Below are 24486 nucleotides of genomic sequence, written 5' to 3' on the forward strand. Positions count from 1 at the left end.
CGCAGGGCGCCTGCTCACGGCCGCGGCCAGCCCGGCGCGGTGAGCGGCCAGGGCCGCGCCCGCTCGAGCTGGGCGGAGAGGGACAGCAGCACCTCCTCGCCGTCGGTGGGCCCGACCAGCTGCACCGAGGTCGGGAGGCCGTCGGGCCCCACCCCGGCGGGCACGGCGGCGGCCGGGTTGCCGGCCACGTTCCACAGCGCGGCGTAGGCGATCATCGGCATCGAGCGCAGCGCGGCGCGCACCGGTCCGGCGCCGTCGAGCTGCCCGAGGCGGGGCGGGCGCGGCGCGATGGTGGGGGTCAGCAGCACGTCGACGTCGTCGAAGACGCGGTTGGCCTTCGCCGACACGGTCTCGGTGGCAGCGAGGGCCTTCTCGAGCACGCCGGGGCGCACCCACGCCCCGAGGCGGTAGGTCGCGCGCGTGCGCCGCTCGAGGCGGCCGTAGTGCTCGACGGCGTCGGCCTCGGTGCGGATGCCGGCGAAGAACTGCGGCACGAAGGCGAGCGTCGGGTCGGGGTAGCGCGGGTCGACCTCGCGCACGTCGTGGCCGAGCTCGGCGAGCAGGCGCGCGGTGTCCTCGACGGCCTGCACGTGCACCGGGTCGGGCCGCACCCCCTTCGTCACCGGGCGCACCGACCAGCCGACGCGCAGCCGTCCGGGCTCACGACGGGCGGCCTCGACGAAGGACCCGACGGGGCCGGCGGTGAACCGGTCGGTGGGCTCGCCGCCCCTGATGGCGTCGTAGACGAGGGCGGCGTCCTCCACCGAGCGCGCGAGCGGACCGGCGGTGCCGAGCGCCCACCACAGGTGGGGCTCCGGGGCGGTGCTGACCCGACCCCGCTGCGGCTTGAGGCCGAAGAGCCCGCAGCAGGCGCTCGGGATGCGGATCGACCCGCCCCCGTCGCCGCCGATGGCCGCGGGCACGACGCCGGCGGCGAGCAGGGCGGCAGTGCCCCCGCTGGACCCCCCGGGCGTGCGGTCGTCCGCCCACGGGTTGCGGGTGACGCCGGTCGCGGCGGACTCGGTGAAGGGCCACGCACCGAACTCGGGCATCGCGGTGCGGGCCACCACCACCGCGCCGGCCTCGCGCAGTCGACGCACCAGGGCGGAGTCCTCGGCGCGCGGGGTCGTGTTGCCGCGACCGCCGAAGGTGGTGACGCATCCCGCGACGTCCACCTCCTCCTTGATCGCGACGGGGACGCCGTGGAGCGGGCCCACCGGGCCGGAGCGGGCGAAGGCCTCATCGAGGGCCGTCGCCTCCGCCTCGGCGCGGTCGGCGAGCACCACCGTGGCGGCACCCAGGCCCTCGGCCGCGGCGAGCCGGGCGAGGGTGTCGCGCAGCACCGCGCGGGCGGTCGTGCCGCCCGAGGCGACGGCCCGGGCGGTGTCGGCGGCGCCGAGCGGCGCGGGCGAGGAGGCGTCAGCGGTCACGGGCGCGAGTCTGTCAGCCCACCCCTGGGGGTGACGCGGGCACGAGCACCGTGACCTGGTCCGGCCATGGCCGTTGTGGGACCGAGGGGCGGAACAAGCCTGCCCTGCGAGACCGACTCGCGGTACGGTGCCAGCACCTGCGCGCCAGGGGCGGCTCGCAGCACACGACAGCGGCCGATCGCCGCGAGGGGGCACCAGATGAAGAAGAACATCGTCCGGGCAGGAGCAGTGGGCGGCGTCGCGACGCTCGCGCTGCTCGCCGCAGCACCGGGCTACGCCGCGACGGTCGTCGCGCAGTCGAGCGCGACCGCCATCGAGATCGCGATCGCCGGCAACGGGCAGGGCTCGGGCCAGGTCCGGGCCACGGCGTCCGACGACGGCACCACGGCCAAGGAGGGCGAGACCCAGCCCCCGATCTCCGTGCTCGGCAACCAGGGTCTGATCAACGCCGGCACGCTCCAGCAGGACGCCGCTGCCGACGTCGTGAACCGCAACGGCCTCTCGGCCGCCTGCGCCGGCGTCGCCGGCGAGGGTGCCTCCATCGCCGAGGTCGGCGACAGCGACTGCCTCACCCCCGGCCAGCCGGTCGGCGTGAGCATCGCCAACCTCGACCTCAGCGAGGTCGTGGTGATCAACCCGGAGTCCGCGCTGGCTCCGCTGGGTGACGTGCTCAACGGCCCGCTCGCGCAGCTCCTCGGCGCCGTCACCGCGCCGCTGAGCGACGCGCTGGCCGGCACCCCGATCGGCGACCTGGCCATCGGGGGCACGTTCGACGCGATCCAGGCGCGCTGCACCGCAGCGCCCGGCACCGCTGCCGGCACCGCCAGCATCGCCAACGCCTCGCTCGGTCTCACCCTGGCCGGCCAGTCGGTGCAGGCGGTGCAGCTGCCCGCCAACCCCGCACCCAACACCCCGGTCGTCACCGACCTCGACGAGGTCGTCAACGTGATCCTCGACGGTGTCGAGGTCCAGCTGCGCGAGGGCCTGGACGGCGTGCTCGACCCGCTGGGCCTGCTCACGCAGGCGGTCCAGGACAACATCGTGGACACGGTGGTGGCCCAGGTCGCCGACCAGCTCGAGCCGCTCGAGCAGAACGTCCTGAACATCACGCTGAACAAGCAGACCACCACGGGCCCCGGCCAGATCTCGGTGACGGCGCTCGACCTGCAGCTGCTGCCGGCGATCGCCGAGGCCGCCGGCGCGTCGGCCGTCTCGCTCGAGATCGGGCAGGTCAGCTGCGGCCCGAACGCCCGCGTCACCCCCGGTGACCCGGTCGACCCGACCGACCCCACCACCCCCGGTGGCGGTGACGGCCCGGGTGACGGTCCCGGCCTGCCCGCCGTGCCCACCGTGATCGACGCGGGCGCGAGCACCGACGGCGGCCTCAGCGCCGACACCGCGCTGCTCGGCGCCGGCGCTCTCGCCCTGGCCGGCGCGGCCGGCATCGCGGGCCACCGCCGCCTCGCCAGGCGCTGATGGCGGGAGTGCGACTGCCCCGGGACACCCCGGGACGGCTCGTGGTCGGGCTGGCCGCGCTGGGACTCGTCCTGGCGCTGGTCGGCCTGCTCCTGCCCGACGGCTCGTCGGACGACCCGAGCCCGGCCACCGCCGCTCCGGCGGCGGTGGCCGTGCCGGCCGACGGCCCACCCGACGCGCTCAAGGTGCCCTCGATCGACCTCGACGCCCCGCTCGACCCGATCGAGGTCGACACCGCCGGCGTCCTCACCCCGCCCTCCGACGTGACCCGCGTCGGGTGGTGGAAGCGCAGCGCGCAGCCCGGCGCCCGCCGCGGCCAGACGCTGCTCACCGGCCACGCCGTGCGCTCGGGCAACGGCGTGATGGACCGGCTCGCCGAGGTGCGGGCCGGCGACCTGGTGCAGGTCGTCGACGGCGAGCGCGTCGTCGACTACCGCGCCACCCGCACGGTCACCCTCACCAAGGCCCAGGTCGCCGCACGCGCGCAGGAGCTCTTCGGCCAGGGCCGCCGCGGCGGCCGGCTGGTCCTGGTCAGCTGCACCGACTGGGACGGCGAGGACTACCGCGCCAACGTCGTCGTCTTCGCCGAGCCCGTCCGCGACGCCGCTTGAGGCTGCAGGTCGTGCCGGCGCGACCTGCAGGTCGTGCCGGCGCGACGCGCCCGGCTCAGCCCGGGGCGAGCAGCCCGCGGACGACCCGCAGCCCGACCGACATCCGCGCGAGGTCGGCGGTGTCGTCGGAGGTGATCTCCTCCAGCGTCGTCACCGACCGGCCCACCAGCACGGCGTCGGCCTCCTCCCAGTCGGCGATGCGCGCCGGCGCCGGCTCGCCCGACGTGGTCGTGGCCAGCACGTGGCGCGTGAGCTGGGCGTGCACCGCGTGCACGTCGTCGCGCAGGGCGGCGCGCGCCATCGTCTGCCACCGGTCGGCGCGCGGCAGGGTCAGCACCCGCGCGAGCAGCGCCGGCAGCCCGAGCCGCTCCCCCAGCGCGAAGTGCACCCGCGCCACCTCCAGCGGGTCGACGTCGTCGGCGCGGGCGGTCTCGACGACGCCCAGCAGCGTGTACGCCGGCGGCAGCACCGCGACACGTCCGGCGAGGTCCTCGGGCAGGCCCTGCTCGACGAGCGCGGCGCGACGCGCGTCGTACGCCCGCTGCTCGCGACCGCCCATGAGGCCCGGCAGCTCGGCCATCGCCTGCTGCACCGCGACCCCGAAGAAGTCGACCGTCGCCTCGCTGTCGAGCGGGGGGCGCCGGTGGGTGACGAGCCAGCGGGTCGCGCGCTCGACGAGGGTGCGCATCTCGAGGCGGGCGTGGGTCTGCACCGCGGCGTCGACACGGTTGTCGTAGGACGCCAGCTCCTCGCGCAGTGCCAGCGACCCGAAGATCTCGCGCGCCACGAAGTTGGCGCGCACGAGCTCCGGCGCGCTCGCACCGGTCTCCCCCGCGAGCCGCGGCCAGAAGGTCGTGCCCGCCGCGTTGACCAGGTCGTTGACCGCCTGCGTCACGACGATCTCGCGGCGCAGCGGGTGCGACTCCATCCGCTCGCGGTGCGCGTGGTGCATGCGCTGCGGGAAGTAGGCGAAGAGGTCGCTGCGCAGGTAGGGGTCGTCGGGCAGGTCGGAGGCGAGCAGCTCGTCGGCCAGCACGATCTTGGTCCACGACATCAGCACGGCGTGCTCGGGCGTCGTCAGCCCCTGGCCCCGCTCGAGGCGGGCGCGCACCTCGCGGGTCGGGGGCAGCGCCTCGAGCTCGCGGTTGAGGACGCCGCGGCGCTCGAGCTGCTTCATCCAGTCCTCGTGCACGTGCAGCAGCGGGCCGGCGTTGGCCGCGGCGTTGGCGAGCGCGAGGTTCTGCTCGTAGTTGTCGCGCAGCACGAGGGCAGCGACGTCGTCGGTCATCGAGGCGAGCAGCTCGCCGCGCTGCTTGCGGGTGAGGTCGCCCGCGGCCACCTCGCCGTCGAGCAGCACCTTGATGTTGACCTCGTGGTCGGAGGTGTCGACGCCGGCGGAGTTGTCGATGGCGTCGGTGTTGACGCGCCCGCCCTCGCCGGCAGGACCGCCGTGGAGGGCGTACTCGATGCGACCGCGCTGGGTGAGACCGAGGTTGCCACCCTCCCCGACGCAGTGGGCGCGCAGGTCGCGGCCGTCGACGCGGATCGCGTCGTTGGCCTTGTCGCCGGCGTCGGCGTGCGACTCGGTGGAGGCCTTGACGTAGGTGCCGATGCCGCCGTTCCAGAGCAGGTCGACGGGCGCGAGCAGCACCGCCCGCATCAGCTCGGCGGGCGTCAGCGAGGCCACGTCGTCGGCCAGGCCGAGCGCGCGACGCACCTGGGGGCTGATCGGCACCGACTTCGCCGAGCGCGGGAAGACCCCGCCGCCCTCCGAGATCAGGGAGGTGTCGTAGTCGGCCCACGAGGAGCGCGGCAGGTCGTAGAGCCGCTTGCGCTCGTCGTAGGACGTGGCCGCGTCGGGGTCGGGGTCGAGGAAGACGTGGCGGTGGTCGAAGGCCGCGACGAGGCGGGTGTGCTCGGAGCACAGCATCCCGTTGCCGAAGACGTCGCCCGACATGTCGCCGATGCCGACGCAGGTGAAGTCCTCGGCCTGGCAGTCGATGCCGCGCTCGCGGAAGTGGCGCTGCACCGAGACCCACGCGCCACGGGCGGTGATCCCCATGGCCTTGTGGTCGTAGCCGACCGAGCCACCGGAGGCGAAGGCGTCGCCGAGCCAGAAGCCGCGCGAGAGCGCCAGCTCGTTGGCGATGTCGGAGAAGGTCGCGGTGCCCTTGTCGGCCGCCACCACGAGGTAGGCGTCGTCGCCGTCGTGGCGCACCACGTCGCGCGGGGGCACGGTCTCGCCGTCGACCAGGTCGTCGGTGACGTCGAGCAGGGCGGAGATGAAGGTGCGGTAGCAGGCCACGCCCTCGGCCATCCACGCCTCGCGGTCGCCGGTGTCGGGCAGCTGCTTGGCGAAGAAGCCGCCCTTCGCGCCCACCGGCACGATGACGGTGTTCTTGACCATCTGCGCCTTGACCAGGCCCAGCACCTCGGTGCGGAAGTCGTCGCGGCGGTCCGACCAGCGCAGCCCGCCGCGCGCCACCGGGCCGAAGCGCAGGTGCACGCCCTCGACGCGGGGCGAGTAGACGAAGATCTCGTGGCGCGGCCGGGGCTCGGGCAGCTCGGGGACGGCGGCGGGCTCGAGCTTGAAGGCGACGTAGGGCTTGGGCTCGCCGTCGTCGGTGCGCTGCCACCAGTTGGTGCGCACGGTCGCGCGCACGAGGGTGAGGTAGGAGCGCAGGATGCGGTCGTGGTCGAGGGACACCACGTCGTCGAGCGCGCGGGTGATCCGCTCCTCGACCGCCTCGACCTTGGCGACGCGCGCCTCGGCGTCGGCCGGCAGCCCGTCGCGGCCCGGGTCGAAGCGGGCCTCGAAGAGCTGCACGAGCATCCGCGTGAGGTCGACGTTGGCGACCAGCGCCTCCTCGATGTAGTCGAGGGCGAAGGGCGTGCCGCCCTGCTTCTGGTACTTCGCGTAGGCCCGCAGCAGGCTCGCCTGCCGCCACGTCAGCCCGGCGGCGAGCACCAGGCGGTTGAAGCCGTCGACCTCGCAGCGGCCGTCCCACATGGCGCGCACGGCGTCCTGCACGCCGGCGCGGGCGCCCGGCGGGAGCTCTCCGCCGGCGCGCAGGCCGAACTCGTAGACGTGGGTGTCGTGGGGCATCCCCTCGAGCCCGTAGGGCCGCTCGTCGACGACCTCGACGCCGAGCGAGGCCAGCATCGGCAGGATGCCGGAGAGCGAGAGGTGCGGCCCGACGCGGTAGACCTTCAGCCGCGCCTCGCCGCGCCCCGCGTCGACGCGCTCCTGCAGCGCGACGTCGAAGCCCTCCCCGGTCTCGGGGTCGAGCGCGAGGGCGTCGATCCGGCCCACGTCGACCGCCGCGGTGCGGGCGCTGAAGTCCTCCTTGTAGGCCTCCGGGAAGGAGTCGGCGTACGCCCGTCCCCACCGCGTGCCGGTCGCCTCGCCGTACTCGTCGACGACCGCGGCGAGGAAGTCGTCGCGCCACGAGCGCGAGGCGTCGGCCAGGCGGCGCTCGAGGTCCTCGGTGTCGACGTCGGCCACGAGCTCGCCCTGCGGCGGGCGCACGGTGAAGTGCACCCGTGCCAGCGTCGACTCGGTGATGCGGGCGTTGAACTCGACGGTGCCGCCGCCGAGGCGCTGCTCCAGGATCGCGGTCATCCGCTCGCGGACGCCGGTGTTGTAGCGGTCGCGCGGCAGGTAGACCAGGCAGGAGAGGTAGCGGCCGTAGGTGTCGCGGCGCACGAAGAGCCGCAGCTGGCGGCGCTCGCGGGTGTACATCACGGCCTCGGCGACCTCGGCGAGCTCGTCGACGGGGGCGTGGAAGAGCTCGTCGCGGGGGTAGTTCTCGAGCGTGTCGAGCAGCGCCTTGCCGGCGTGGCTGCGCGGGTCGAAGCCGGCGCGGCGCAGCACCTCGGCGGCCTTCTCGCGCAGCAGCGGGATGCGGGTGAGCGACTCGGTGTAGGCGGCGCTCGAGAAGAGGCCGAGGAAGCGCCGCTCGCCGGTGACCTCGCCGTGCTCGTCGAAGGTCTTCACGCCGACGTAGTCTAGGTAGGCGGAGCGGTGCACCGTGGCGCGGGAGTTGGCCTTGGCCAGCACCAGCAGCGTGCGCTCGCGGGCCTTGGCCGCGACCGGTGCGGGCAGCCGGCCCGGGTCGGCGCTGAGGTCGGGGTCGGCGCGCAGGATGCCCAGGCCGGAGCCGGGCACGGCACAGAGCACCTCGGAGCCGTCGGGCTCCTGGTCGGCCAGGGTGTACTCGCGGTAGCCGAGGAAGGTGAAGTGGTCCTCGGCCAGCCAGCTCAGCAGCTCGCGGCCCTGGCGGACCTCCTCGTCGGGCAGGTCGGGCGGGCTGGTGCGCAGCTCCTCGGTGATCTCCGCGACCCGGGCCTGCATCTTGTCCCAGTCCTCGACCGACTCGCGCACGTCGCGCAGCACGCGCTGCAGGCCGTCGACGATCGCCTGCGTCGTCGCGCCGTCGGGGTCGTCGGCGAGGCGGGCGACCTCGACGTGCATCCACGACTCGCGGGTCACGCCCGGCTCGGCCTCGGCGGTGGTCTCGTCGACCACGCCGACCGAGCGCAGGGCGCCGGCGACGTCGCGCACCACCTCGAACTGCGGGTGCACCACTACTTGCACGTCGCAGTGCTGGCGGGTCAGCTCCATGGTCACCGAGTCGACGAGGAAGGGCATGTCGTCGGTGACGACCTCGACGACGCTGTGGCCGCCGGCCGACCAGCCCTGCTCGTCGACGGCCGGGGTCAGGACGCGGACGCGGGCCGTGCCCTGCGGGCGCTCCTGGGCGAGGCGGTAGTGCGAGACCAGCGCGCCCCACAGGTCGACCTCGCCGCGGTCGAGGAGGTCCTCCGGCGCGACGTGGCGGTAGTAGGCGCGCAGCAGCGCGCCGACGGTGTCCTGCGGCGGGCCACCGCTGCCCCGGGCCGAGCGGGCGGCCTCGGTCGCCCGGTCCAGCAGGTCGGCCTTCTGGTCGTCGAGCGAGGAGGACACCTCAGCGACCTTAGGGCCCGCATCGTGAGACGTACAACAGGGCCCGGGGCGCGTCGAGGGCCGCGCCGAGCCGGGCCCGGGTCAGAGCGCCGAGCGCAGGTCCCAGAGCACCGGGTAGTACTGCAGCGGCAGCCGCGAGCGGAGGTAGCCCGCACCGCTCGAGCCGCCCGTCCCCGAGCGCGCGCCGATCATCCGCTCGACCATCACGACGTGCCGCGCACGCCAGCTGGCGGCCAGCTCGTCGTGCTGCAGGAGGGCTTCGGCGAGCGCCCACACCGCGGCGTACGACGAGCGGTCGTGCGCCGCCGTGCGCAGGGAGGCCCGCACCTCCTCGTCGGTGCCGACCGGGAGGCCGTGGTGGGCGACCACCGCGAGCAGGCCGTCCCACAGCGTCGGCTCCTCGAGCCGGCGCAGCAGCCGTGCCTCCTCGTCGGGCGTGAGGCCGCGGAAGCGCTGGAGGTAGGCCGGGTCGCGCGCCCCGGACAGGAACTCCAGCTCGCGGAACTGCACCGACTGGAAGCCGCTCGCCGGCGCGAGGCGCTGGCGGAACTCGAGGAAGTCCTGCGGGGTCATGGTCTCGAGCACGTCGACCTGGTGCACCAGCACCCGCTCGACGGCGTGCACCCGTTGCAGCAGGTGCTGGGCCCACCAGACCCGGCCCTCGGCGGGTGCCAGCATCGCGTCGCGCGCCGCGGCCGCCTCGTGGAGGAGCTGCTGGAACCACAGCTCGTAGACCTGGTGGATCGTGATGAACAGCAGCTCGTCGTGGGCCGGCGGGTCCGACTCGAGGTGCTGGGCGTCGAGCAGCTGCGGCAGCCGGAGGTAGTTGCCGTAGGTCAGCTGCGGGCGGCCCGCGGCGATCCCCTCGCCGTGCCCCTGCTCGCCGAACCGGACGAATCCCTCCTCGCTCACCGCAGCACCGTAGCGAGCCTGCGGCCCGGCGCGGCACCAGCTGCGCCATGATGTGCCCATGGCGAAGCGACTCGTGCACGAGCTGACCTACGACGCGGCCCCCGAGCGGGTCGCCGCGATGCTGCGGGACCCCGCCTTCCGCGAGGAGGTCTGCGAGGCCACCGGCGTGATCCGCCACGACGTGCGCGTCGACGGCGACCACGTCGTCATCGAGCAGTGGCAGTCGCCGCAGGGCATCCCGTCCTTCGCCACGAAGTTCGTCGGCGACGAGATCCACATCGTCCAGGACGAGCACTGGGACGGCCTCGACGGCCGGATCGCGGTGACCATCCCGGGCAAGCCCGGCGACATGACCGGTACGGCGGTCCTCACCGCCGCGGGCGACGGCACCGTCGAGACGGTCGACATGACCATCAAGGTCTCGATCCCGCTCGTCGGCGGCAAGATCGAGGGCCTCATCGCCGACATGCTGCTGAAGGCGCTCAAGGCCGAGAACCGCGTGGGGCGCGACTACCTGTCGCGCTGAGGCTCGCCCGGCTCTGCCGGGGCCAGCGTGCTGCCGGCGTGCTGGGTGCGTGCGGTGCCGGGGCTGCGCGAGCCGGCCTCGTCGGCACCGTCGACGGCGGCCGCGTCCGCGGTCTCGTCCTCGGCCGCGAGGTCGCGGCGGCGCAGCACCGCGACGACCACCCCGAGCACGGCGAAGGGCCCGAACGCGAGCAGCAGCACCAGCAGCTGCTCGTAGGCGTGCAGGTCGCCGAGGTGCAGCGGCACGACGGGCAGCGCGGTGGTCGACATCTCCCCCACCGTACCGCCGGTCGGTCCCCTGCGCCCTGTGACCTGAGCCGCGTCCTACCCCGGTGGTCGAGCAGGAGACCCGGAGACGTGCGCGCCGCCGTCAGCCCGCGGCCTCGGGCGGCCCCGCGTGCCCCAGCGCGCGACCCCTCGGCGGGAACGCACGCGGCGGGTCAGAGGAGGTCGCGGATCTCCTGGGTGGCGAACCAGGCGAGGGCGTCGTCGGGTGCTCCGCCGTCGGGGCCGGCGGTGCGGTCCTCGGTGTCGACGTGGGCGGAGGCGATGCGCTTCCAGGGGATGTCGGCGGTGACCTCGACGAGGCTCGGGTCGTCGGGGTCGACCCCGTTGGTGAGGAGACCCTCGACCGCGGGGACGTCGGCGGCCACCACGTGGCGGCGCGGCGGGTCGGCGGGCCCGCGGGCGTGCCAGCTGGCGTCGGCCGCGGCCTCCAGGGCGACGAGCTCGAGCTCCTCCTCGTCGCTCCCGCCGCCGGCTGCCGCCCAGGCCTCGGCCAGGGCGGGCGTGACGGCGTGGGCGCGCAGCGGGCCGGCCAACCGGCCGTCGGCGACGAGTGCGGCGAGCCCGGTCGCGGTGACCGGCACGTAGACGCGGGTGCTCACGTGTCGTCCGGGCGGGGCGGACGCACCGGCGTGCGACCGCGCGGGGCGCGGGGACGGTCGGCGCTGGCGGCGTCGACCAGCTCCTCGAGGGCCTCGCGCACGCACTGCGCGAGGGTCTCGGCGTCGGGCACGGCGTCGCGGTCGGCGGTGATGCCGAGGAAGACCTTGCCGTCGTAGGACGTGACGCCGATCGCCAGCGCGTGGCCCGGCAGGAGCGGGTGGACCGGGTAGCTCTCCACCATGCGCGCCCCCGCGGCGTACAGGGGGAACTGCGGGCCGGGGACGTTGGTGACGCTGAGGTCGGGGTCGTGGCGCTGCTGCGCCGCGGCGACCCGCGAGCCGAGCGCGTGGAAGGTGGTCGGGGCGAAACCGGCGATGCCGGCGAGCCGGTTGGCGGCGACGGCGCGGCCGGTCTCGCGGTGGGCCTGCAGGGAGTAGGAGACCTGGTGCAGCCGCACCACCGGGCTCGGCTCTCCGATCGGGAGGTCGACGAGGTGGCCCGCGATCTGGGTGCCGAGCGAGGTGGCCTCGAGCTCGTCGTCGATCACCGACATCGGCACGACCGCGCGCAGCCTGCGCAGGCCGCCCATCGACTCGCGCCGCGTCATGAGCCAGCCCCGCAGACCGCCGGCGACGGTGGCCAGCACGACGTCGTTGACGGTGCCGCCGTGCACCTCGCGCACCCGGCGGTAGTCGGCGAGGTCGGTGGCGACCGTGACGAAGCGCCGCTGCTCGGACAGCTCGACGTGCAGCGGCGAGCGCTGCTCGGAGCGGCGACCCGTGACGGCCCCGGCGACGGCGCCGGCCCTCTGCGTGGCGCCGCGGAGCAGCCGCGTCGTCGCACCCGCCGTCGCACGCCCGGTGTCGAGGACGGTCGTGGGCGAGGTGAGGGAGTCGCGCACCGCTCCGCGCACGAGCCGCGCGGCGGAGGGCCGGCGGCGGGGGTGCCACGCCTCGGTCTCGAGCGTGCGGGCCTCGGGCGTCGTGTCGAGCAGGACCTGCCCGAGGTCGACGGTCTCCACCCCGTCGACGAGGACCTGGTGGGACTTGGACAGCACCGCGACGTGGCCGTCGGCCAGGCCCTCGACGACGTAGACCTCCCACAGCGGGCGGTGGCGGTCGAGCGGGCGCGAGACGATGCGCGACACGAGGTCCCACAGCTGCTCGTGGGTGCCCGGCCGGGGCAGCGCGGAGCGCCGCACGTGGAAGTGCAGGTCGAAGTCGGGGTCGTCGACCCACACCGGGTTGGCGAGCCGCCCCGGCACGCTCACGACGCGCTGGCGGTAGCGCGGCACGAAGGCGATGCGGTCCTCGATCAGCGAGAGCAGGCCGGCGTGGTCGAAGCCGTCAGGGCCGGCGTCGAAGATGTCGACGGTGGCGTTGTGCATGGGCGTCGCCGGGGTCTCGCGCGCCAGGAAGGCCAGGTCGCGCGGTCGCACCCGCTCGCTCACCGTGGGTCTCCTCGTCCTGGGCTCGTGGTCTGGCCGCCGCTGGGTGCGGGCGTGGCCCGGGTCACGCGCCCGGCGGACCCGTCCCGCAGCCGTTGGCCTCGCGTGGGATCCTGCCAGAGGACGCCGCAACGACCGACGGAGGACCACACCGTGACGACCCGCCCCGCTGTCCGCACCCGTGCCGCCGCCCGTGCCGCTGCCGGAGCCCTGGGCCTCGCCCTGGTGCTGACCGCCTGCGGCAGCGACGCCGAGACCCCGGCCGCGAGCGGCACCGACACCTCCGAGAGCCCGAGCGCCACCTCGGAGGAGACCCCCGCCGACACCGCCTCGGAGACTCCTGACGAGACGCCCGCCGCGGAGCCCAGCGAGGACCCCGGCACCGTGGTGGACGTCAGCATCGAGGGTGGCGAGGTCACGCCGAAGGGCGAGCGCGTGCGCGCGGCCGTCGGCGAGCCCATCACCTTCCGCATCACCTCCGACCAGCCCGGCGAGATGCACGTCCACAGCACCCCCGAGTCGGAGTTCGACTTCCCCGCCGGCACGACCGAGCGCACCATCACCGTGGAGACCCCCGGACTGGTCGAGGTCGAGCTGCACGACCCCGACGTGACGCTGGTCCAGCTCGAAGTCCGCTGACGTGGGGGCACCCGCACCGGTGGGCGACGACCGGCTCGTCGTCGCGCACGGCCTCGGCGGTGCGCAGGACCTGCCGATCCCGCCCGAGCTCGCGATCGTCGGCGCGACCGCCGCACTGGCCGTCTCCTTCACCGTGCTGGCGGTCGCGTGGCGACGCCCGCGGTACGCCGACCCCGCCGCCGGGCGCCCCGCCCCGGCGTGGCTGCAGCGACTCGTCGAGAGCACGGCCTTCACCTGGCTCGCGCGCCTCGTCGGACTGTTCTTCTTCGGCTGGGCCGCCTTCGCCGCGGTCCTCGGCCAGGACCTGCTGACCAACCCGTTCTTCGGCATGGTCTACGTGCTGCTGTGGGTCGGCCTCGTGCCCGCCTCGCTGCTCCTCGGCCCGTTCTGGAAGGCGATCAGCCCGGTCCGCACGGTCAACCTGGCCTTTGCCAAGCTCGCCGGCAGCGACCCCGACACCGGCCTGCGACGCTACCCCGAGCGCCTCGGCTACTGGCCGGCCGCGCTCGGCCTCTTCGCCTTCGTCTGGCTCGAGCTGGTCTACCCCTACTCCACCGAGCTCGGGCCGGTGCGGCTGTGGTTCGCGCTCTACGTCGCCGCGATGCTGGTGGGCGGCGCGGTCTTCGGCAGCACCTTCTACGCCCGCGCCGACCCGTTCGAGGTCTACTCCACGATGGTCGCGCGGATGTCGGTGTGGGGCTGGCGCGACCGCACCGGTGCGTCCGGCATCGCGGCCGCGGACGGCCGCGACGGCACGGCGCGCGAGCTGGTCGTGCGCAGCCCGCTGGCCAACCTCGACCGCACCCCGCCCCGACCGGGCCTGGTCGCCGTCGTCGCGGTGCTCTTCGGCAGCACCGCCTACGACTCCTTCCGCGACGCGAGCGCCTGGCTGCAGCTGACCCAGTCCCTCGACCGCACCCTCGCGATCGCGCTGAACAACCTGGTGCTGCTGGCCTTCTGCGTGGTGGTCGGTGCGCTGCTCGCCGCCGCCACCGCGGCGTACCCCGCCGAGGGCCACCCGCGGCGCGCCCTCCCCGGCCTCTTCGCGCACTCGGTGGTGCCGATCATCGTGGGCTACGTCGTGGCGCACTACCTCAGCTACCTCGTGCAGACCGGGCAGCAGACGGTCATCCTCATGAGCGACCCGCTCAGCAACGGCAGCGACCTGCTCGGCACCGGCGACTGGTCGGTGAACTACTGGTTGGCCTACCACCCCACCTTCCTGGCCGTGACGAAGGTGCTCGCGGTCGTCGTCGGCCACGTGCTCGGCGTGGTGGCCGCGCACGAGCGCTCGATCCAGGTGCTGCCGCGCCGCCACCAGCTGACCGGGCAGCTGCCGCTGCTGGTCGTGATGGTGGCCTTCACCGCCGGCGGGCTCTACCTGCTCTTCGCCGCCTGAGCCCCCGCGGCCCCCGCGCCCCCCGGGGACCCCGCCGCGCACCGGCAGCCGCGGGTCCGGGGCCCGGGAGCACCGCCTCGGCCACGGCGTCGAGCGCGCGCCCCAGTGCGCTGTCGCCCGTCTCGACCAGGCTCCGCCCGGCGACGAGCGCCGCGTCGGCACCGGCACGGTCGTCGGGCAGCACGTGGAGGCTCGCGACGCGGGTGAAGCCCTCGACCATGCCGGCGACCTCGCGCTCGCCCCAGCCGAGCGAGGGACGCATGCGGTTGACCACGACGTGCACCGGTCGGCCGCCCGTGCGCTCGCGCAGCTCGACGAGGCCGCGCGCGAGCCGGGCGAGGCCGACCGGGTCGGCCGCCCCGACCACGACGAGCTCGTCGGCGGCGTCGACCGCCTCGAGCGTCAGCTGCTGGCGTCCGGGACGCACGCTGCCGAGGTCGACCGGGTCCTCCTCCAGGCTCGGCCCGGTGTCGACCACGACGTCGGCGCCGCCGACGGCGAGCTCGAGGAGGTGGTCGAGCACGCCCGCCCGCACCTCGCTCCACCGGTCGGGCCGCGGCAGGCCGGTCACGACGTGCAGCCGCTCGCCGACCGCCCGCGGCACCTCCGCGAAGCGCTCCGCCAGCTCGCCCGAGCTGGTGAGCCGGGCGGCCGCGAGCACGCCGGAGACCTCGTCGAGGACACCGAGGTGCTGGGCCACCGCGCCGCCCCAGGGGTCGGCGTCGACGAGCAGCACGGGACGGGGCGCACCCGCCCGGGCGGCGACGGCGGCCGCGATGCCCACCGCCACCGTCGTGCGCCCGGGAGCTCCGGTCGGCCCCCAGACCACGACCCGGGTGCCGCCCTGCGGCGCCGTGCCTGGGACGGCGGCTCCGGCGAGACGCGACGCCTCCGCGCCGGCCGGGACGCCCGCGTGCGGGTCGACGCCGAGGACGCCCGGGAGGTCGGGCGCCGCCGCGGGCGCGCCGGCGTCGGCCTCGTCGAGCTGCGGCAGGGCGAGGACGGCCTCGACGAGGCGGTCGACCTCGGCCTCGGGCAGCAGCGCGGGCGAGCCGATGCGCTGGGCGCGGGTGCGCGCGGCCTCGGCGGAGCCGTCGACGGCCGCGACCACGAGCGGGGCGACCCGGTGGCGGCGCAGGTGCTCGACCGCGGTGGCGTCGAGCCCGGGGGCGTCGAGCGCGACGACGGCAGCGTCGGCCTGGCCCGAGGTCGCGGCCGCCATCAGGTCGTCGACGTCGACGCACCGCTTGAGCAGCACCACCTCGGGGCGGCCCTCGAAGAGCGCGAGGGCGCGCGTCTCCCAGGCGGCGCCGGCGGCCGTGACCAGCACGCAGCGCACCGCTCAGCCCTGCCGCGTGATCGTGACCGCCCCGCCCGCGGCGGCGCCGAGCGCGCGGGCGAGCTGGTCGGCCTGGTCCTCGCCGACGGCGAGGACGACCTGGCGCTCCCCGGTCGAGCCGAACCCCTCGCTCACGGCCGGCGCGTCGACGACCACCACGTCGTCGAGGACGAGCCGCGCGGGCGCACCGGGCTCGGTGCCGACGCCGGCGACGTAGACGTCGACCACGGAGCCCTGCACCACCGAGGCGGGCACCGCACCCGGGGCGACGCTGAGGGGCACCTCGACGACACCGGCCGTGGAGGTGTCACCGAGGGCGGCGCGCGGCAGCAGCTCGCCGGCGCCGACGGGGCGCAGGACGCCGAGGTCGGCGGGGAGCGGCTCGTCGGCCCGGAGGTAGCGCGCGAGCTCCGCCTCCTCGGCGAAGCGCACCCGGCGTGCGACCAGGTCGTCGGGCGCCAGGGTGTCGCCGGCGCCGAGGTCGACCGCCGTCGCCCACACCTGCACGGTGCGGTCGGCGCCGCCCACCACGCGCGCCCCCAGCAGCACGCAGCCGGCGACCAGCACGACGCCGACCCACAGCCGCGGGTCGCGCCAGCCGGGCGCGCTCGCCCGCGTCGCGGCCGCCGGCGCCCCGACGCCACCCGCCGGCGCGGGGCCCGCCACGCTGCCCGACCTGGTGGGGCCGACCGGCCCCTGCTCCGACCTCCCGAGACGTCTCACGGGCCCATGGTGCAACGCCGGGAGCCCGCTCCGCACGCGTCGTCCACAGGCACCGGGTGGCGACGGGACGGGTGGGACGGGAGGTGGCAGAGTGGGCCCATGCCCGGCTCGCCCCGCTTCCTCACGCTCGCCGACGTGGCGGAGGTGCTCAACACCTCGAGCGCGCAGGTCTACGCGCTCGTGCGGCGCGGCGACCTGCCCGCGATCAAGATCGGCGGCCGGGGCCAGTGGCGCGTCGAGGCCAGCCAGCTCGAGGAGTTCATCCAGCGGATGTACGCCGAGACCCGCGACTTCGTCGACACCCACCCCTTCGTCGACGCCGATCAGGAGTCCTGACCGGCTCCGACCGGGGGTGCCGACCCGGCTGCGACGACCCGCGTCAGCCGACCTCGGCGCCCAGCGTCACGTCGAGGGTGAGCTCCTCGCCGTCGCGCACCACCGTGAAGGGGATGGTCTCCCCCGGCTGGTGGGTGCGAATGGCCACGATCAGCGAGATGCCGTCGGTGACGAGCTGGTCGTCGACCTCCACCACGCGGTCGCCCTGCCGCAGGCCGGCCCGGTCGGCGGGGGTGCCGTCGTTGACCTCGTCGATGAGGGCCCCGGTGCCGTCGGTGCGACCGCCGGTGCGCACCTGCGCGCCGATGACGGGGTAGCGCGCCTCGCCCGTGCGCAGGATCTGGTCGGCGGTCACCTTGACCTGCTCGATCGGGATCGCGAAGCCGACCCCGATGTTGCCCGACTCGCCGCCGAAGCCGCCGCCGGTGGTGGCGATCGCGGAGTTCACGCCGACCACCTGCCCACGCAGGTCGACCAGCGGGCCGCCGGAGTTGCCGGGGTTGATCGCCGCGTCGGTCTGCACCGCGTTGATGTACGACGTGTCGTCGCTGCCGCCGGTCGTCACCGGGCGGTCGAGCGCACTGACGATGCCGGCCGTGACGGTCGAGCTGAGGCCCAGCGGCGAGCCGAAGGCGACCACGGTCTCGCCGACGGCGAGGTCGCCCGAGGCACCGAGCGAGGCCGGCTGCAGGCCGCGCGCGTCCCGCACGACGAGCACGGCGAGGTCGTAGACGGGGCTGCGGCCGACGATCTCGGCCGGGTAGCGCTCCCCGTCCTGACCGACGACCTGGATCTCGCCGCCCTCGGCCGCGCCCTCCACGACGTGGTTGTTGGTGACGATGTGGCCCTGGCGGTCGAGCACGAAGCCCGAGCCGGTCGCCCCGCCCTCCTCGCCCTCGAGGTCGGCGAGGATCTGCACGGTGCTCGGCAGCAGCTGCTGCGCCACCGCGGCGACCGAGCCGTTCTCGGCCTCGAGCGGCGGCTCCGAGACCGTGTCGACGTCGTCGAGGCCGCCGGGCACCAACCCGGGCACGTCGCGCTCCGCGAGCTGCACCACCGCGGCGCCCACGGCACCCCCGACCAGGCCGAGCACCAGGGCGAGGGCGCAGACCGCCGGCCACAGCCAGGCCGGCACCCGCGCCTTCGTGGCGGGCGGCAGCGAGGGCGGGAGGGGGTCGCCCCACGGCTGGTAGCCGGTGCCCGGACCAGCCGGACCGGCCGGACCACCCGGGCCAGCCGGACCACCCGGCCCCGCAGGCCCGGCCGGCCCCGCCGGTGCGCCCCACGTGGGGGCCTCGGGCGGGCCGAAGGGCCGCGGTGCCGGCTGCTGCGGCGCCAGCGGCCGGGTCTGGTCCTGCTCGTCGTCCATGGCGCCATCATCCCCCGTCACCCCAGGGGGCAGCGCTTCGACCTCGACCGAGGACGCGCGGTCAGCGTCCGCCGACCGCCGTGCGCACCAGCGGGTGGGCCGGTGCAGGCAGGCCGCCGGGCAGCTCGGCGGGACCCGTGGTCGCGGAGCCGGCCGGCACCGGGCCCGGGGTCACCCGGCTCAGGTCGGCTGGCGCGGGTCGGCGCGGCAGGTCGGCCGGGGCGAGCCCGAGCGCGAGCACCCCGGCGAACGCCATGCCCACCGCGCTGCCGCCGAGGAGCACGCCGCGCGCGCGACCGGCCGACCCGCCGGTCGCGGGGCCGGCCGCCAGGCTCACCGGCGCGTGCAGCGGGCCCGTGGACGCCCCGCGCAGCAGCGACCCGCGCAACGACTCGGGGGCACCCGGGGCGGGCGCACCGCCGGCGAGGCCCGCGAGGCGGGTCTTCACCCAGCCCTCGCGCTCGACCAGGTCGCGACACGCGTGGCAGGCGTGCACGTGCGCCCAGGCGCGCTCCTCCTCTGCCGGGTCGAGCTGGCCGTCGAGGAGGGCGCTGACGCGGCTGCCGAGGTGACCCCTCACGACCCCGCCCCGGCGTAGCGCTCCCGACCGGCGGCAGGCTCGCGGTGGGCCAGCGCCCGGCGCAGCTGGGCCCGGCCGCGGTGGATGCGCGAGCGCACCGTGCCGAGCTTGACGCCGAGGATCTCGGCGATCTCCTCGTAGGTGAGGCCCTCGACGTCGCACAGCACGACCGCGGCACGGAAGTCGGGGGTCAAGGTGGCCAGCGCGGCCTCGACGTCGTCGTCGAACGTGCGGGCGGCGTACGCCTCCCCGGGGTGCGGCGCCGAGCTCGCGAGGCGGGCGGCGCGCTCGTCGGACAGCGCGTCGAAGCGGATGCGCTGCCGGCGGCGGGCCTGGTCGAGGAAGAGGTTGGTCGTGATGCGGTGCAGCCAGCCCTCGAAGGTGCCCGGGCTGTAGGTCGACAGCGAGCGGAAGACCCGCACGAAGACCTCCTGCGTGAGGTCCTCGGCGTCGTGCCGGTTGCCCGTGAGGCGGTAGGCGAGGCGGTAGACCCGGTCGGTGTGCCGGTCGACGATCTCGTCCCAGGTGGGCACGCCCTGCTGCGGCTCGTCGCGCTGCGGCCCGGTCGGGTCGGACGAGGCGGCGTCGGTGTCCACGGGTGGCTCCTGGTCGGTCGGTGCGGTGACCGGGGTGCGGGTGGCTGCGGGGCGCAGCACGGGCGCTCCTCACGCTAGGGGTCGGGGCTGAGGTGCGGCTGAGAGCAGGCTGTGGGTCCGCTCGGGCCGGCACCGCTCACAACGCACCGCGGGCCGCCGTCGTTCCCGTGCCGGCTGCCGCACCGCGGCGCCGGCTGCCGGTAGGGTCGCCGCCATGTCGACGACGACCCCGGGGACCCCGGGGACCCCGGTCAGCAGCGCGAGCTGGACCTACGCGGAGGGCTTCGTGGGCGAGGACGACGTCCTCGCGGCCGCACGCGCCCGCGCCGACGAGGTCGGGGTGACCCCGGTCGGGCCGGGCGCCGGCGCGGCGCTTCGCTTCCTGGCCGCCGTGCTCGACGCGCGCGCGGTGGTCGAGGTCGGCACCGGCACCGGCGTGTCCGGGCTGTGGCTGCTGCGCGGCATGCGCTCCGACGGCGTGCTCACCACTGTCGACGTCGAGGCCGAGCACCAGCGCCTGGCCAAGCAGACCTTCGCGGAGGCCGGCATCGCCGCCTCGCGCGCCCGCACCATCCCCGGCGCTGCGCTCGAGGTGCTCCCCCGGCTGACCGACGGCCACTACGACCTGGTCTTCTGCGACGGGGACAAGCGCGAGTACGCCGCCTACCTCGACGAGGCGATGCGACTGCTGCGCCCCGGTGGCGTGGTGGTCTTCGACAACGCGCTGTGGCACGACCGCGTGGCCGACCCGGCCCAGCGCGACGAGCAGACCGTCGCGATCCGCGAGCTCGGCCGCACGATCGCGGCCCACGACTCGCTGGTGCCGCTGCTGCTGCCCGTCGGCGACGGCCTGCTCCTGGCCAAGAAGGAGTGGGCACCGGGCGACTGACCCGGGCGACTGACCCGGGCGGGCTGACCCGCGGCGGGCCGGCGCCGGCTCAGGCGCGCGGGGTGGCCTCGAAGCCGTCCCAGCCCTCGGCCACGGCGACGACGCCCCACGCCTCGACCAGCTCGGGCGGGCTGCCGACCATCTGCGTGCCGGGCGCGGTGTCGGCCGTGGCGGTGAAGGCCTCCTCGAACTCCGCGCGCGCCGCCTCCGTGGTGAAGACGTAGGTGCCCTCGAACCACTCGCCGGGCCGCACCCGCCACACCTTGAAGCGCAGCCCCGCCTGCCCGGTGAAGCGGGCGTGCGACTGCTCCTCGACGTAGGACGCGAGGGTCTCCTCGACACCCTCGGGGGCGTCGCGCAACGACCAGCGGACCGTCAGGCCGAGCAGCGGCGCGCTCACCGCACGCTCGCGAGCGGGTCCTCGCTGCCGAGCCAGCCGAGCAGCGCGCGAACGCCGAAGCCGGTCGGCCCGGGTGTCCACTCGTGACGGTGGTCCGGGGAGTCGCCGACGGAGGCGATGTCGAGGTGGGCCCACGGCACGTCGCCGGTGAAGTGCTGCAGGAAGAGTGCGGCGGTGATCGCGCCCGCACCGCCGGCGGCGTTGTCGGCGTCGGCGACCTTGGAGGCGAGCTTCTCCTCGTAGTCGGCGACCAGCGGCAGGCGCCACAGCGGCTCGCCGGCCGCCTCGCCGGCCGCCACCAGCGCGGTGGCCAGGCCGTCGTGGTCGGCGAAGAGGCCGCCGGTGCGCAGCCCGAGCGCGACCTTGACGGCGCCGGTGAGCGTGGCGACGTCGACCAGGGCCGCCGGGTCGAGCTGCTCGACGGCGTAGGCGAGGGCGTCGGCCATGACGAGGCGGCCTTCGGCGTCGGTGTTGGTGACCTCGGAGGTGCGACCGCCGTAGTGGCGCAGCACGTCGCCGGGGCGCAGCGCGTTGCCGGAGACGGCGTTCTCGGCGGCGGCGACGAGACCCGTGACGCGCACAGGGCAGCCCACGGCCGCGAGCGCCGCCATCGTGGCGATGACGACGGCACCGCCGGTCATGTCGCGCTTCATCGAGACCATCGAGTCGCCCGGCTTGAGCGAGAGGCCGCCGGAGTCGAAGGTGATGCCCTTGCCGACGAGCACCACGCGCGGCGCCTTCTTCCCCCCGCGTCCGGCGGGGGTGTAGTCGAGGCGCACCAGCCGCGGCGGGGTGGCGGAGGCCTGCCCGACCCCGACGATGCCCCCGAAGCCCTCGGCGGCGAGCCGCTGCTCGTCCCACACCGTGAACTCGAGGCCCGCCTCGGCGGCGGCGCGCTCGGCCTCGGCGGCGAGCCAGGGCGGGTTCTTCAGGTTGGACGGGACGGTCGCGAGGTGGCGCGCCGTCCACGACGCCCGGGCCACGGCGACGGCGCGGTCGAGCTCGTCGCCGCGGGTCGCGGCATCGGGCACCCCGGCGAGCACGACCCGGGCGACCGGTCGGTGCTCGGGGCCCTGCGAGCGCCAGTGGAAGGCGAACGATGCCAGCACGGTGCCCGCGACCAGCGGCTCGAGCCCGCCGGACCCGGCCAGCGCCCCGAGCGTGGTCGCGACCGCGTCGCGGTCCTGCACGGCGCGCGCGAGCGCCGCTCCGGCCCGGCGCAGGTCGCGCGGCCCGGCCTCGCCGACGCCCACGAGCAGCAGCGTCGCGAGCGCGGGCAGGGCGGCGGCCTCGGTCGGCGCCACCGGCACGCTGAGCACCTCGCCGACCGCGCCGGTCGCGCGCTGGCGCTCGGCGAGCTCGAGCAGGTCGAGGCCGAGCAGCTCACCGAGCTCGTCGGCCCCGGGGCCGAGCAGCACGGCGGCGCCGTCCTCCCCCTCCCCGGCGGCACCCGGCAGCACCGGGACCGCGACGACCTCGGCCCGCGAGGCGCGCGCCGCCGCCACGAGGGCGTCGGCGCGGAGCTCGACGGTCGGCGGCTGGACCTGATCGGGCAGGACCGGCTGGCCGGAGGGGGCGGAGCGGGCCGTGCTCACGTCGCTCGGCACGTCAGCCGACGACGTCCTTGAGGGCGTCACCGAGAGCGCCGGCCTCCTCGGCGTTGAGCTCCACGACCAGGCGGCCACCACCCTCGAGCGGGACGCGCATGACGATGCCGCGACCCTCCTTGGTGACCTCGAGCGGACCGTCGCCGGTACGGGGCTTCATCGCCGCCATCCGCGCACCTCTTCCTCGACTCCGTGGGGCGCGCGAGCGGGCCTCCCCGCCCCGTCACGCCGTACGGCGCCCATTATCGCCCATGCGCGGGTGACCCGGGCCACTGCCCTGCCCACCCGTGGCCGCCCGGGGTGCGAGGATGCCGCCCATGAGCGCTGCGAGCACGCCCGAGAAGTCCGCCGGAGCCCCGGTCCGCGTCGACCTCGCCGAGGGGGTCGCGACCCTCACCCTCGACCGCCCGGAGGCGATGAACAGCCTCGACCTGGCCACCAAGGTCGCGCTGCGCGACGCCGTCCACGAGGTCGCCGCCGACGACGCCGTGCGCTGCGTGGTGCTCACCGGCACCGGTCGCGCCTTCTGCGTCGGGCAGGACCTCAAGGAGCACGTCGCGCTGCTGCAGGCCGGCAGCGACGCCCCGCTGGCCACGGTCGACGAGCACTACAACCCGACCGTGACCGCGCTCGTCACGATGGACAAGCCCGTGCTCGCCGCGGTCAACGGCGTCGCGGCGGGGGCGGGCGCGAGCCTGGCCCTGGCCTGCGACGTCCGCGTGGTCGCCGACACCGCCGGCTTCAACCTCGCCTTCGCGGGCATCGCGCTCTCCTGCGACACCGGCATCAGCTGGACCCTGCCGCGCCTCGTCGGCCCCGCGAAGGCCACCGAGCTCCTCTACTTCCCGCGCACGGTCAAGGCGGAGGAGGCGCTCGATCTCGGCCTGGCCACCCAGGTGGTGCCGGCCGACCAGCTCGCCGGCACCGTGCAGGAGCTCGCCGCGCGGCTGGCCGCGGGCCCGACCAAGGCGTACGGCGCGATCCGCCGCTCGCTCGCCCACGCGGCGGGGGCGTCGTTCACGGACGCGGTCGCCTTCGAGAGCCGGATGATGGCCGCCACCGGTCAGACGCGCGACCACCGCGCCGCGGTCGAGTCCTTCCTGGCGAAGGAGCAGCCGAGCTTCGAGGGTCGCTAGCGCGAGCCGCCGAGGGCCCGCAGCAGCTGCCGCGGGGCCTCGACGCGCATCCGGTGCCGGCCGGGCGCGCGGCCGTACTCCACCGTCACCGCGGCGCCGCGGTGGCGGGCGTTGAACCACATCGTCATCGTGCCGTGGCACACGCCGCCGCAGTCGAAGGTCTTGCGCGGGAGCCGCAGCTCGGTGGCCAGCCGGCGCGCGAAGGCCGGCCGCTTCGTGTCGGTGTCGACGCCGTGCAGCGGCTGGTGGAAGCTCACCACCCACCGCGGGTCGACGTCGTCGAGGAAGCCCATCACCGCGCGGGTCTCGGGCTCGGAGGCCGGACGCGGGCCGGACTCGTAGCGACCGTCGAGGTCGCGCCAGCGCTGCGGGAAGTTGCGGTTGAGGTCGACGCCGCGGGCGTTGGTGCGGGTGCCGCGGGCGAGGCCGTCGGGGTTGTAGGTCGGCACGACCCACAGGTCGACGCCGCGCACCGGCGCGCCGTCGCGCAGGGCGCGCAGGATCGCGCGCGGCGCCGGCTCGTCGCCGTGCATCGTCGCCAGCGCGACGGCCCGCGGCGCCCCGGGCTCGCCCAAGCGGTAGGCCCAGATCGCCCGCCCGCGCACGGACCGCCCGATGACCCGGCGCTCCAGCACCGTGCGGGCGGCCGGCTCGACGGCGTACGACGCGGCGACGGCGGTCGGCGCCGGTGCTGCGGTGCCCGCCGGTGCGGTGGGCCCGGCGACGGCGAGCGCGACGGTCGCGACGAGCGCGGGGACCGACCCGAGGCGGCGCACGTCAGACCGCCGCGGTGACGTAGGCCCAGGTGAAGACCGCGACGCCGACGAGCATGCCGACGTGGGCCAGGATCGACAGCCCCGGGCCCTCGCTCCAGCCGTCCTCGGCGGTCGCCGACGAGTGGCGACCCTGGCTCGGCAGCCAGCGGCTGAGGATGAGCAGGCCCGCGCCGGTGAGCACCCACCACAGCGCCAGCGCGACGATCCCGACCAGCCCGTCGCCGGCGGTGCTGTCCTCCGGGGCGAGCAGGAAGACCAGCCAGGTGGCGATCGCGAGCACGCCGACCACCGTGTGGACCCCGAGCAGCACCGGCCCGACGCGCACGTGGCCGGCCCCGCCGTCGCGCCCGAGCCGCACGCGCGTCAGCACCACGACGACGGCGGCCAGCGCGGTCAGGACGTAGACGATCACCTCGGTCGACACGCGGGGCAGTCTGCACCA

24 protein-coding genes are annotated in these 24486 nt (G+C 75.8%); 8 read left to right on the forward strand and 16 right to left on the reverse strand.

Annotated elements, in window-relative coordinates; all coding sequences use genetic code 11:
* Positions 1-14 precede the first annotated feature (14 nt).
* Positions 15-1430, reverse strand: coding sequence for an amidase (locus BJ989_RS14960; protein WP_179518879.1), 1416 nt, complete (start codon positions 1428-1430; stop codon positions 15-17).
* A gap of 198 nt (positions 1431-1628) precedes the next feature.
* On the opposite strand from BJ989_RS14960, the gene BJ989_RS14965 reads away from it, so the two are divergent.
* Positions 1629-2906, forward strand: a complete 1278-nt coding sequence (locus BJ989_RS14965; RefSeq protein ID WP_179518880.1) for a hypothetical protein — start codon at positions 1629-1631, stop codon at positions 2904-2906.
* Positions 2907-2914: 8 nt separating this feature from the next.
* Positions 2915-3517 (forward strand): sortase domain-containing protein, encoded by a 603-nt coding sequence (locus tag BJ989_RS14970; protein WP_179518881.1) that lies wholly within the window; start codon positions 2915-2917, stop codon positions 3515-3517.
* Between the two features lie 55 nt (positions 3518-3572).
* Here BJ989_RS14970 and BJ989_RS14975 read toward each other — a convergent pair whose 3' ends face one another.
* Both BJ989_RS14975 and BJ989_RS14980 read right to left on the reverse strand, forming a co-directional pair.
* Entirely contained in the window at positions 3573-8483 is a 4911-nt protein-coding gene (locus BJ989_RS14975; protein ID WP_179518882.1) for an NAD-glutamate dehydrogenase domain-containing protein, read from the reverse strand.
* A gap of 81 nt (positions 8484-8564) precedes the next feature.
* Positions 8565-9395: a tryptophan 2,3-dioxygenase family protein gene (locus tag BJ989_RS14980; RefSeq protein ID WP_343049406.1), complete on the reverse strand. Its 831-nt coding sequence runs from the start codon at positions 9393-9395 to the stop codon at positions 8565-8567.
* A 58-nt stretch (positions 9396-9453) separates the two neighbouring features.
* Between BJ989_RS14980 and BJ989_RS14985 the strand changes: the two genes are divergently transcribed.
* On the forward strand, positions 9454-9921 hold the full coding sequence (locus tag BJ989_RS14985) for a DUF2505 domain-containing protein (RefSeq protein ID WP_179518884.1): 468 nt from the start codon (positions 9454-9456) through the stop codon (positions 9919-9921).
* Here the strand turns inward: BJ989_RS14985 and BJ989_RS14990 are convergent.
* The 3 genes from BJ989_RS14990 to BJ989_RS15000 form a co-directional block, all read right to left on the reverse strand.
* Positions 9906-10190, reverse strand: a complete 285-nt coding sequence (locus tag BJ989_RS14990) for a hypothetical protein (protein ID WP_179518885.1) — start codon at positions 10188-10190, stop codon at positions 9906-9908. The genes BJ989_RS14985 and BJ989_RS14990 overlap by 16 nt on opposite strands.
* Positions 10191-10360: 170 nt before the next feature.
* The gene (locus BJ989_RS14995; protein WP_179518886.1) at positions 10361-10807 is read right to left on the reverse strand and encodes a DUF6912 family protein; all 447 of its coding nucleotides are present in this window, start codon (positions 10805-10807) and stop codon (positions 10361-10363) included.
* Positions 10804-12258 carry a wax ester/triacylglycerol synthase family O-acyltransferase gene (locus tag BJ989_RS15000; RefSeq protein ID WP_179518887.1) on the reverse strand — a complete coding sequence of 485 codons (1455 nt, stop codon included), beginning with the start codon at positions 12256-12258 and terminating at the stop codon, positions 10804-10806. Before BJ989_RS15000 ends, BJ989_RS14995 begins: the two co-directional genes overlap by 4 nt.
* 150 nt (positions 12259-12408) lie before the next feature.
* Here BJ989_RS15000 and BJ989_RS15005 point away from each other — a divergent pair, with 150 nt between their 5' ends.
* Together BJ989_RS15005 and BJ989_RS15010 are read left to right on the forward strand one after the other, a co-directional pair.
* The gene (locus BJ989_RS15005; protein ID WP_179518888.1) at positions 12409-12894 is read left to right on the forward strand and encodes a hypothetical protein; all 486 of its coding nucleotides are present in this window, start codon (positions 12409-12411) and stop codon (positions 12892-12894) included.
* 1 nt (position 12895) lies between these two features.
* Positions 12896-14293 (forward strand): hypothetical protein, encoded by a 1398-nt coding sequence (locus BJ989_RS15010; protein WP_343049407.1) that lies wholly within the window; start codon positions 12896-12898, stop codon positions 14291-14293.
* Here BJ989_RS15010 and BJ989_RS15015 read toward each other — a convergent pair.
* On the reverse strand, positions 14256-15623 hold the full coding sequence (locus BJ989_RS15015) for a CpaE/TadZ family protein (protein ID WP_179518889.1): 1368 nt from the start codon (positions 15621-15623) through the stop codon (positions 14256-14258). The two genes, BJ989_RS15010 and BJ989_RS15015, sit on opposite strands and share 38 nt — an antisense overlap.
* 12 nt (positions 15624-15635) lie before the next feature.
* Positions 15636-16298 (reverse strand): hypothetical protein, encoded by a 663-nt coding sequence (locus BJ989_RS15020; protein WP_179518890.1) that lies wholly within the window; start codon positions 16296-16298, stop codon positions 15636-15638.
* Positions 16299-16454: 156 nt separating this feature from the next.
* On the opposite strand from BJ989_RS15020, the gene BJ989_RS15025 reads away from it, so the two are divergent.
* Complete coding sequence (locus tag BJ989_RS15025) at positions 16455-16691, forward strand: helix-turn-helix domain-containing protein (RefSeq protein WP_179518891.1); 237 nt, start codon at positions 16455-16457, stop codon at positions 16689-16691.
* A 43-nt stretch (positions 16692-16734) separates the two neighbouring features.
* Here BJ989_RS15025 and BJ989_RS15030 read toward each other — a convergent pair whose 3' ends face one another.
* The 3 genes from BJ989_RS15030 to sigE all read right to left on the reverse strand — a co-directional run bounded on the left by BJ989_RS15030 (position 16735) and on the right by sigE (position 19236).
* A complete protein-coding gene (locus tag BJ989_RS15030) occupies positions 16735-18060 on the reverse strand; it encodes a S1C family serine protease (protein ID WP_179518892.1) in 1326 nt (441 codons plus the stop codon).
* Positions 18061-18121: 61 nt separating this feature from the next.
* Positions 18122-18640: a zf-HC2 domain-containing protein gene (locus BJ989_RS15035; RefSeq protein WP_179518893.1), complete on the reverse strand. Its 519-nt coding sequence runs from the start codon at positions 18638-18640 to the stop codon at positions 18122-18124.
* The gene (sigE, locus tag BJ989_RS15040) at positions 18637-19236 is read right to left on the reverse strand and encodes an RNA polymerase sigma factor SigE (protein WP_179519680.1); all 600 of its coding nucleotides are present in this window, start codon (positions 19234-19236) and stop codon (positions 18637-18639) included. The genes BJ989_RS15035 and sigE overlap by 4 nt, the downstream gene beginning before the upstream one ends.
* A 214-nt stretch (positions 19237-19450) precedes the next feature.
* Between sigE and BJ989_RS15045 the strand changes: the two genes are divergently transcribed.
* Positions 19451-20125 (forward strand): O-methyltransferase, encoded by a 675-nt coding sequence (locus BJ989_RS15045; protein ID WP_179518894.1) that lies wholly within the window; start codon positions 19451-19453, stop codon positions 20123-20125.
* 49 nt (positions 20126-20174) lie between these two features.
* Here the strand turns inward: BJ989_RS15045 and BJ989_RS15050 are convergent, their stop codons facing one another.
* Genes BJ989_RS15050 through BJ989_RS15060 form a run of 3 tightly spaced genes read right to left on the reverse strand, consistent with a single transcriptional unit; the run spans position 20175 to position 22301 of the window.
* The gene (locus BJ989_RS15050) at positions 20175-20525 is read right to left on the reverse strand and encodes a hypothetical protein (protein ID WP_343049408.1); all 351 of its coding nucleotides are present in this window, start codon (positions 20523-20525) and stop codon (positions 20175-20177) included.
* Complete coding sequence (locus BJ989_RS15055; RefSeq protein ID WP_343049409.1) at positions 20522-22120, reverse strand: leucyl aminopeptidase family protein; 1599 nt, start codon at positions 22118-22120, stop codon at positions 20522-20524. The genes BJ989_RS15050 and BJ989_RS15055 overlap by 4 nt, the downstream gene beginning before the upstream one ends.
* A gap of 13 nt (positions 22121-22133) precedes the next feature.
* Entirely contained in the window at positions 22134-22301 is a 168-nt protein-coding gene (locus tag BJ989_RS15060; RefSeq protein WP_082574674.1) for a DUF3117 domain-containing protein, read from the reverse strand.
* Between the two features lie 148 nt (positions 22302-22449).
* On the opposite strand from BJ989_RS15060, the gene BJ989_RS15065 reads away from it, so the two are divergent.
* Positions 22450-23268, forward strand: coding sequence for an enoyl-CoA hydratase/isomerase family protein (locus tag BJ989_RS15065; protein WP_179518896.1), 819 nt, complete (start codon positions 22450-22452; stop codon positions 23266-23268).
* Here the strand turns inward: BJ989_RS15065 and BJ989_RS15070 are convergent.
* Both BJ989_RS15070 and BJ989_RS15075 read right to left on the reverse strand, forming a co-directional pair.
* Positions 23265-24044: a M14 family zinc carboxypeptidase gene (locus BJ989_RS15070; protein ID WP_179518897.1), complete on the reverse strand. Its 780-nt coding sequence runs from the start codon at positions 24042-24044 to the stop codon at positions 23265-23267. The genes BJ989_RS15065 and BJ989_RS15070 overlap by 4 nt on opposite strands.
* 1 nt (position 24045) lies before the next feature.
* Positions 24046-24468 (reverse strand): hypothetical protein, encoded by a 423-nt coding sequence (locus tag BJ989_RS15075; protein ID WP_179518898.1) that lies wholly within the window; start codon positions 24466-24468, stop codon positions 24046-24048.
* Positions 24469-24486 lie beyond the last annotated feature (18 nt).

The organism is Nocardioides perillae (assembly GCF_013409425.1).
GTDB classification, from domain to species: Bacteria; Actinomycetota; Actinomycetes; order Propionibacteriales; family Nocardioidaceae; genus Nocardioides; species Nocardioides perillae.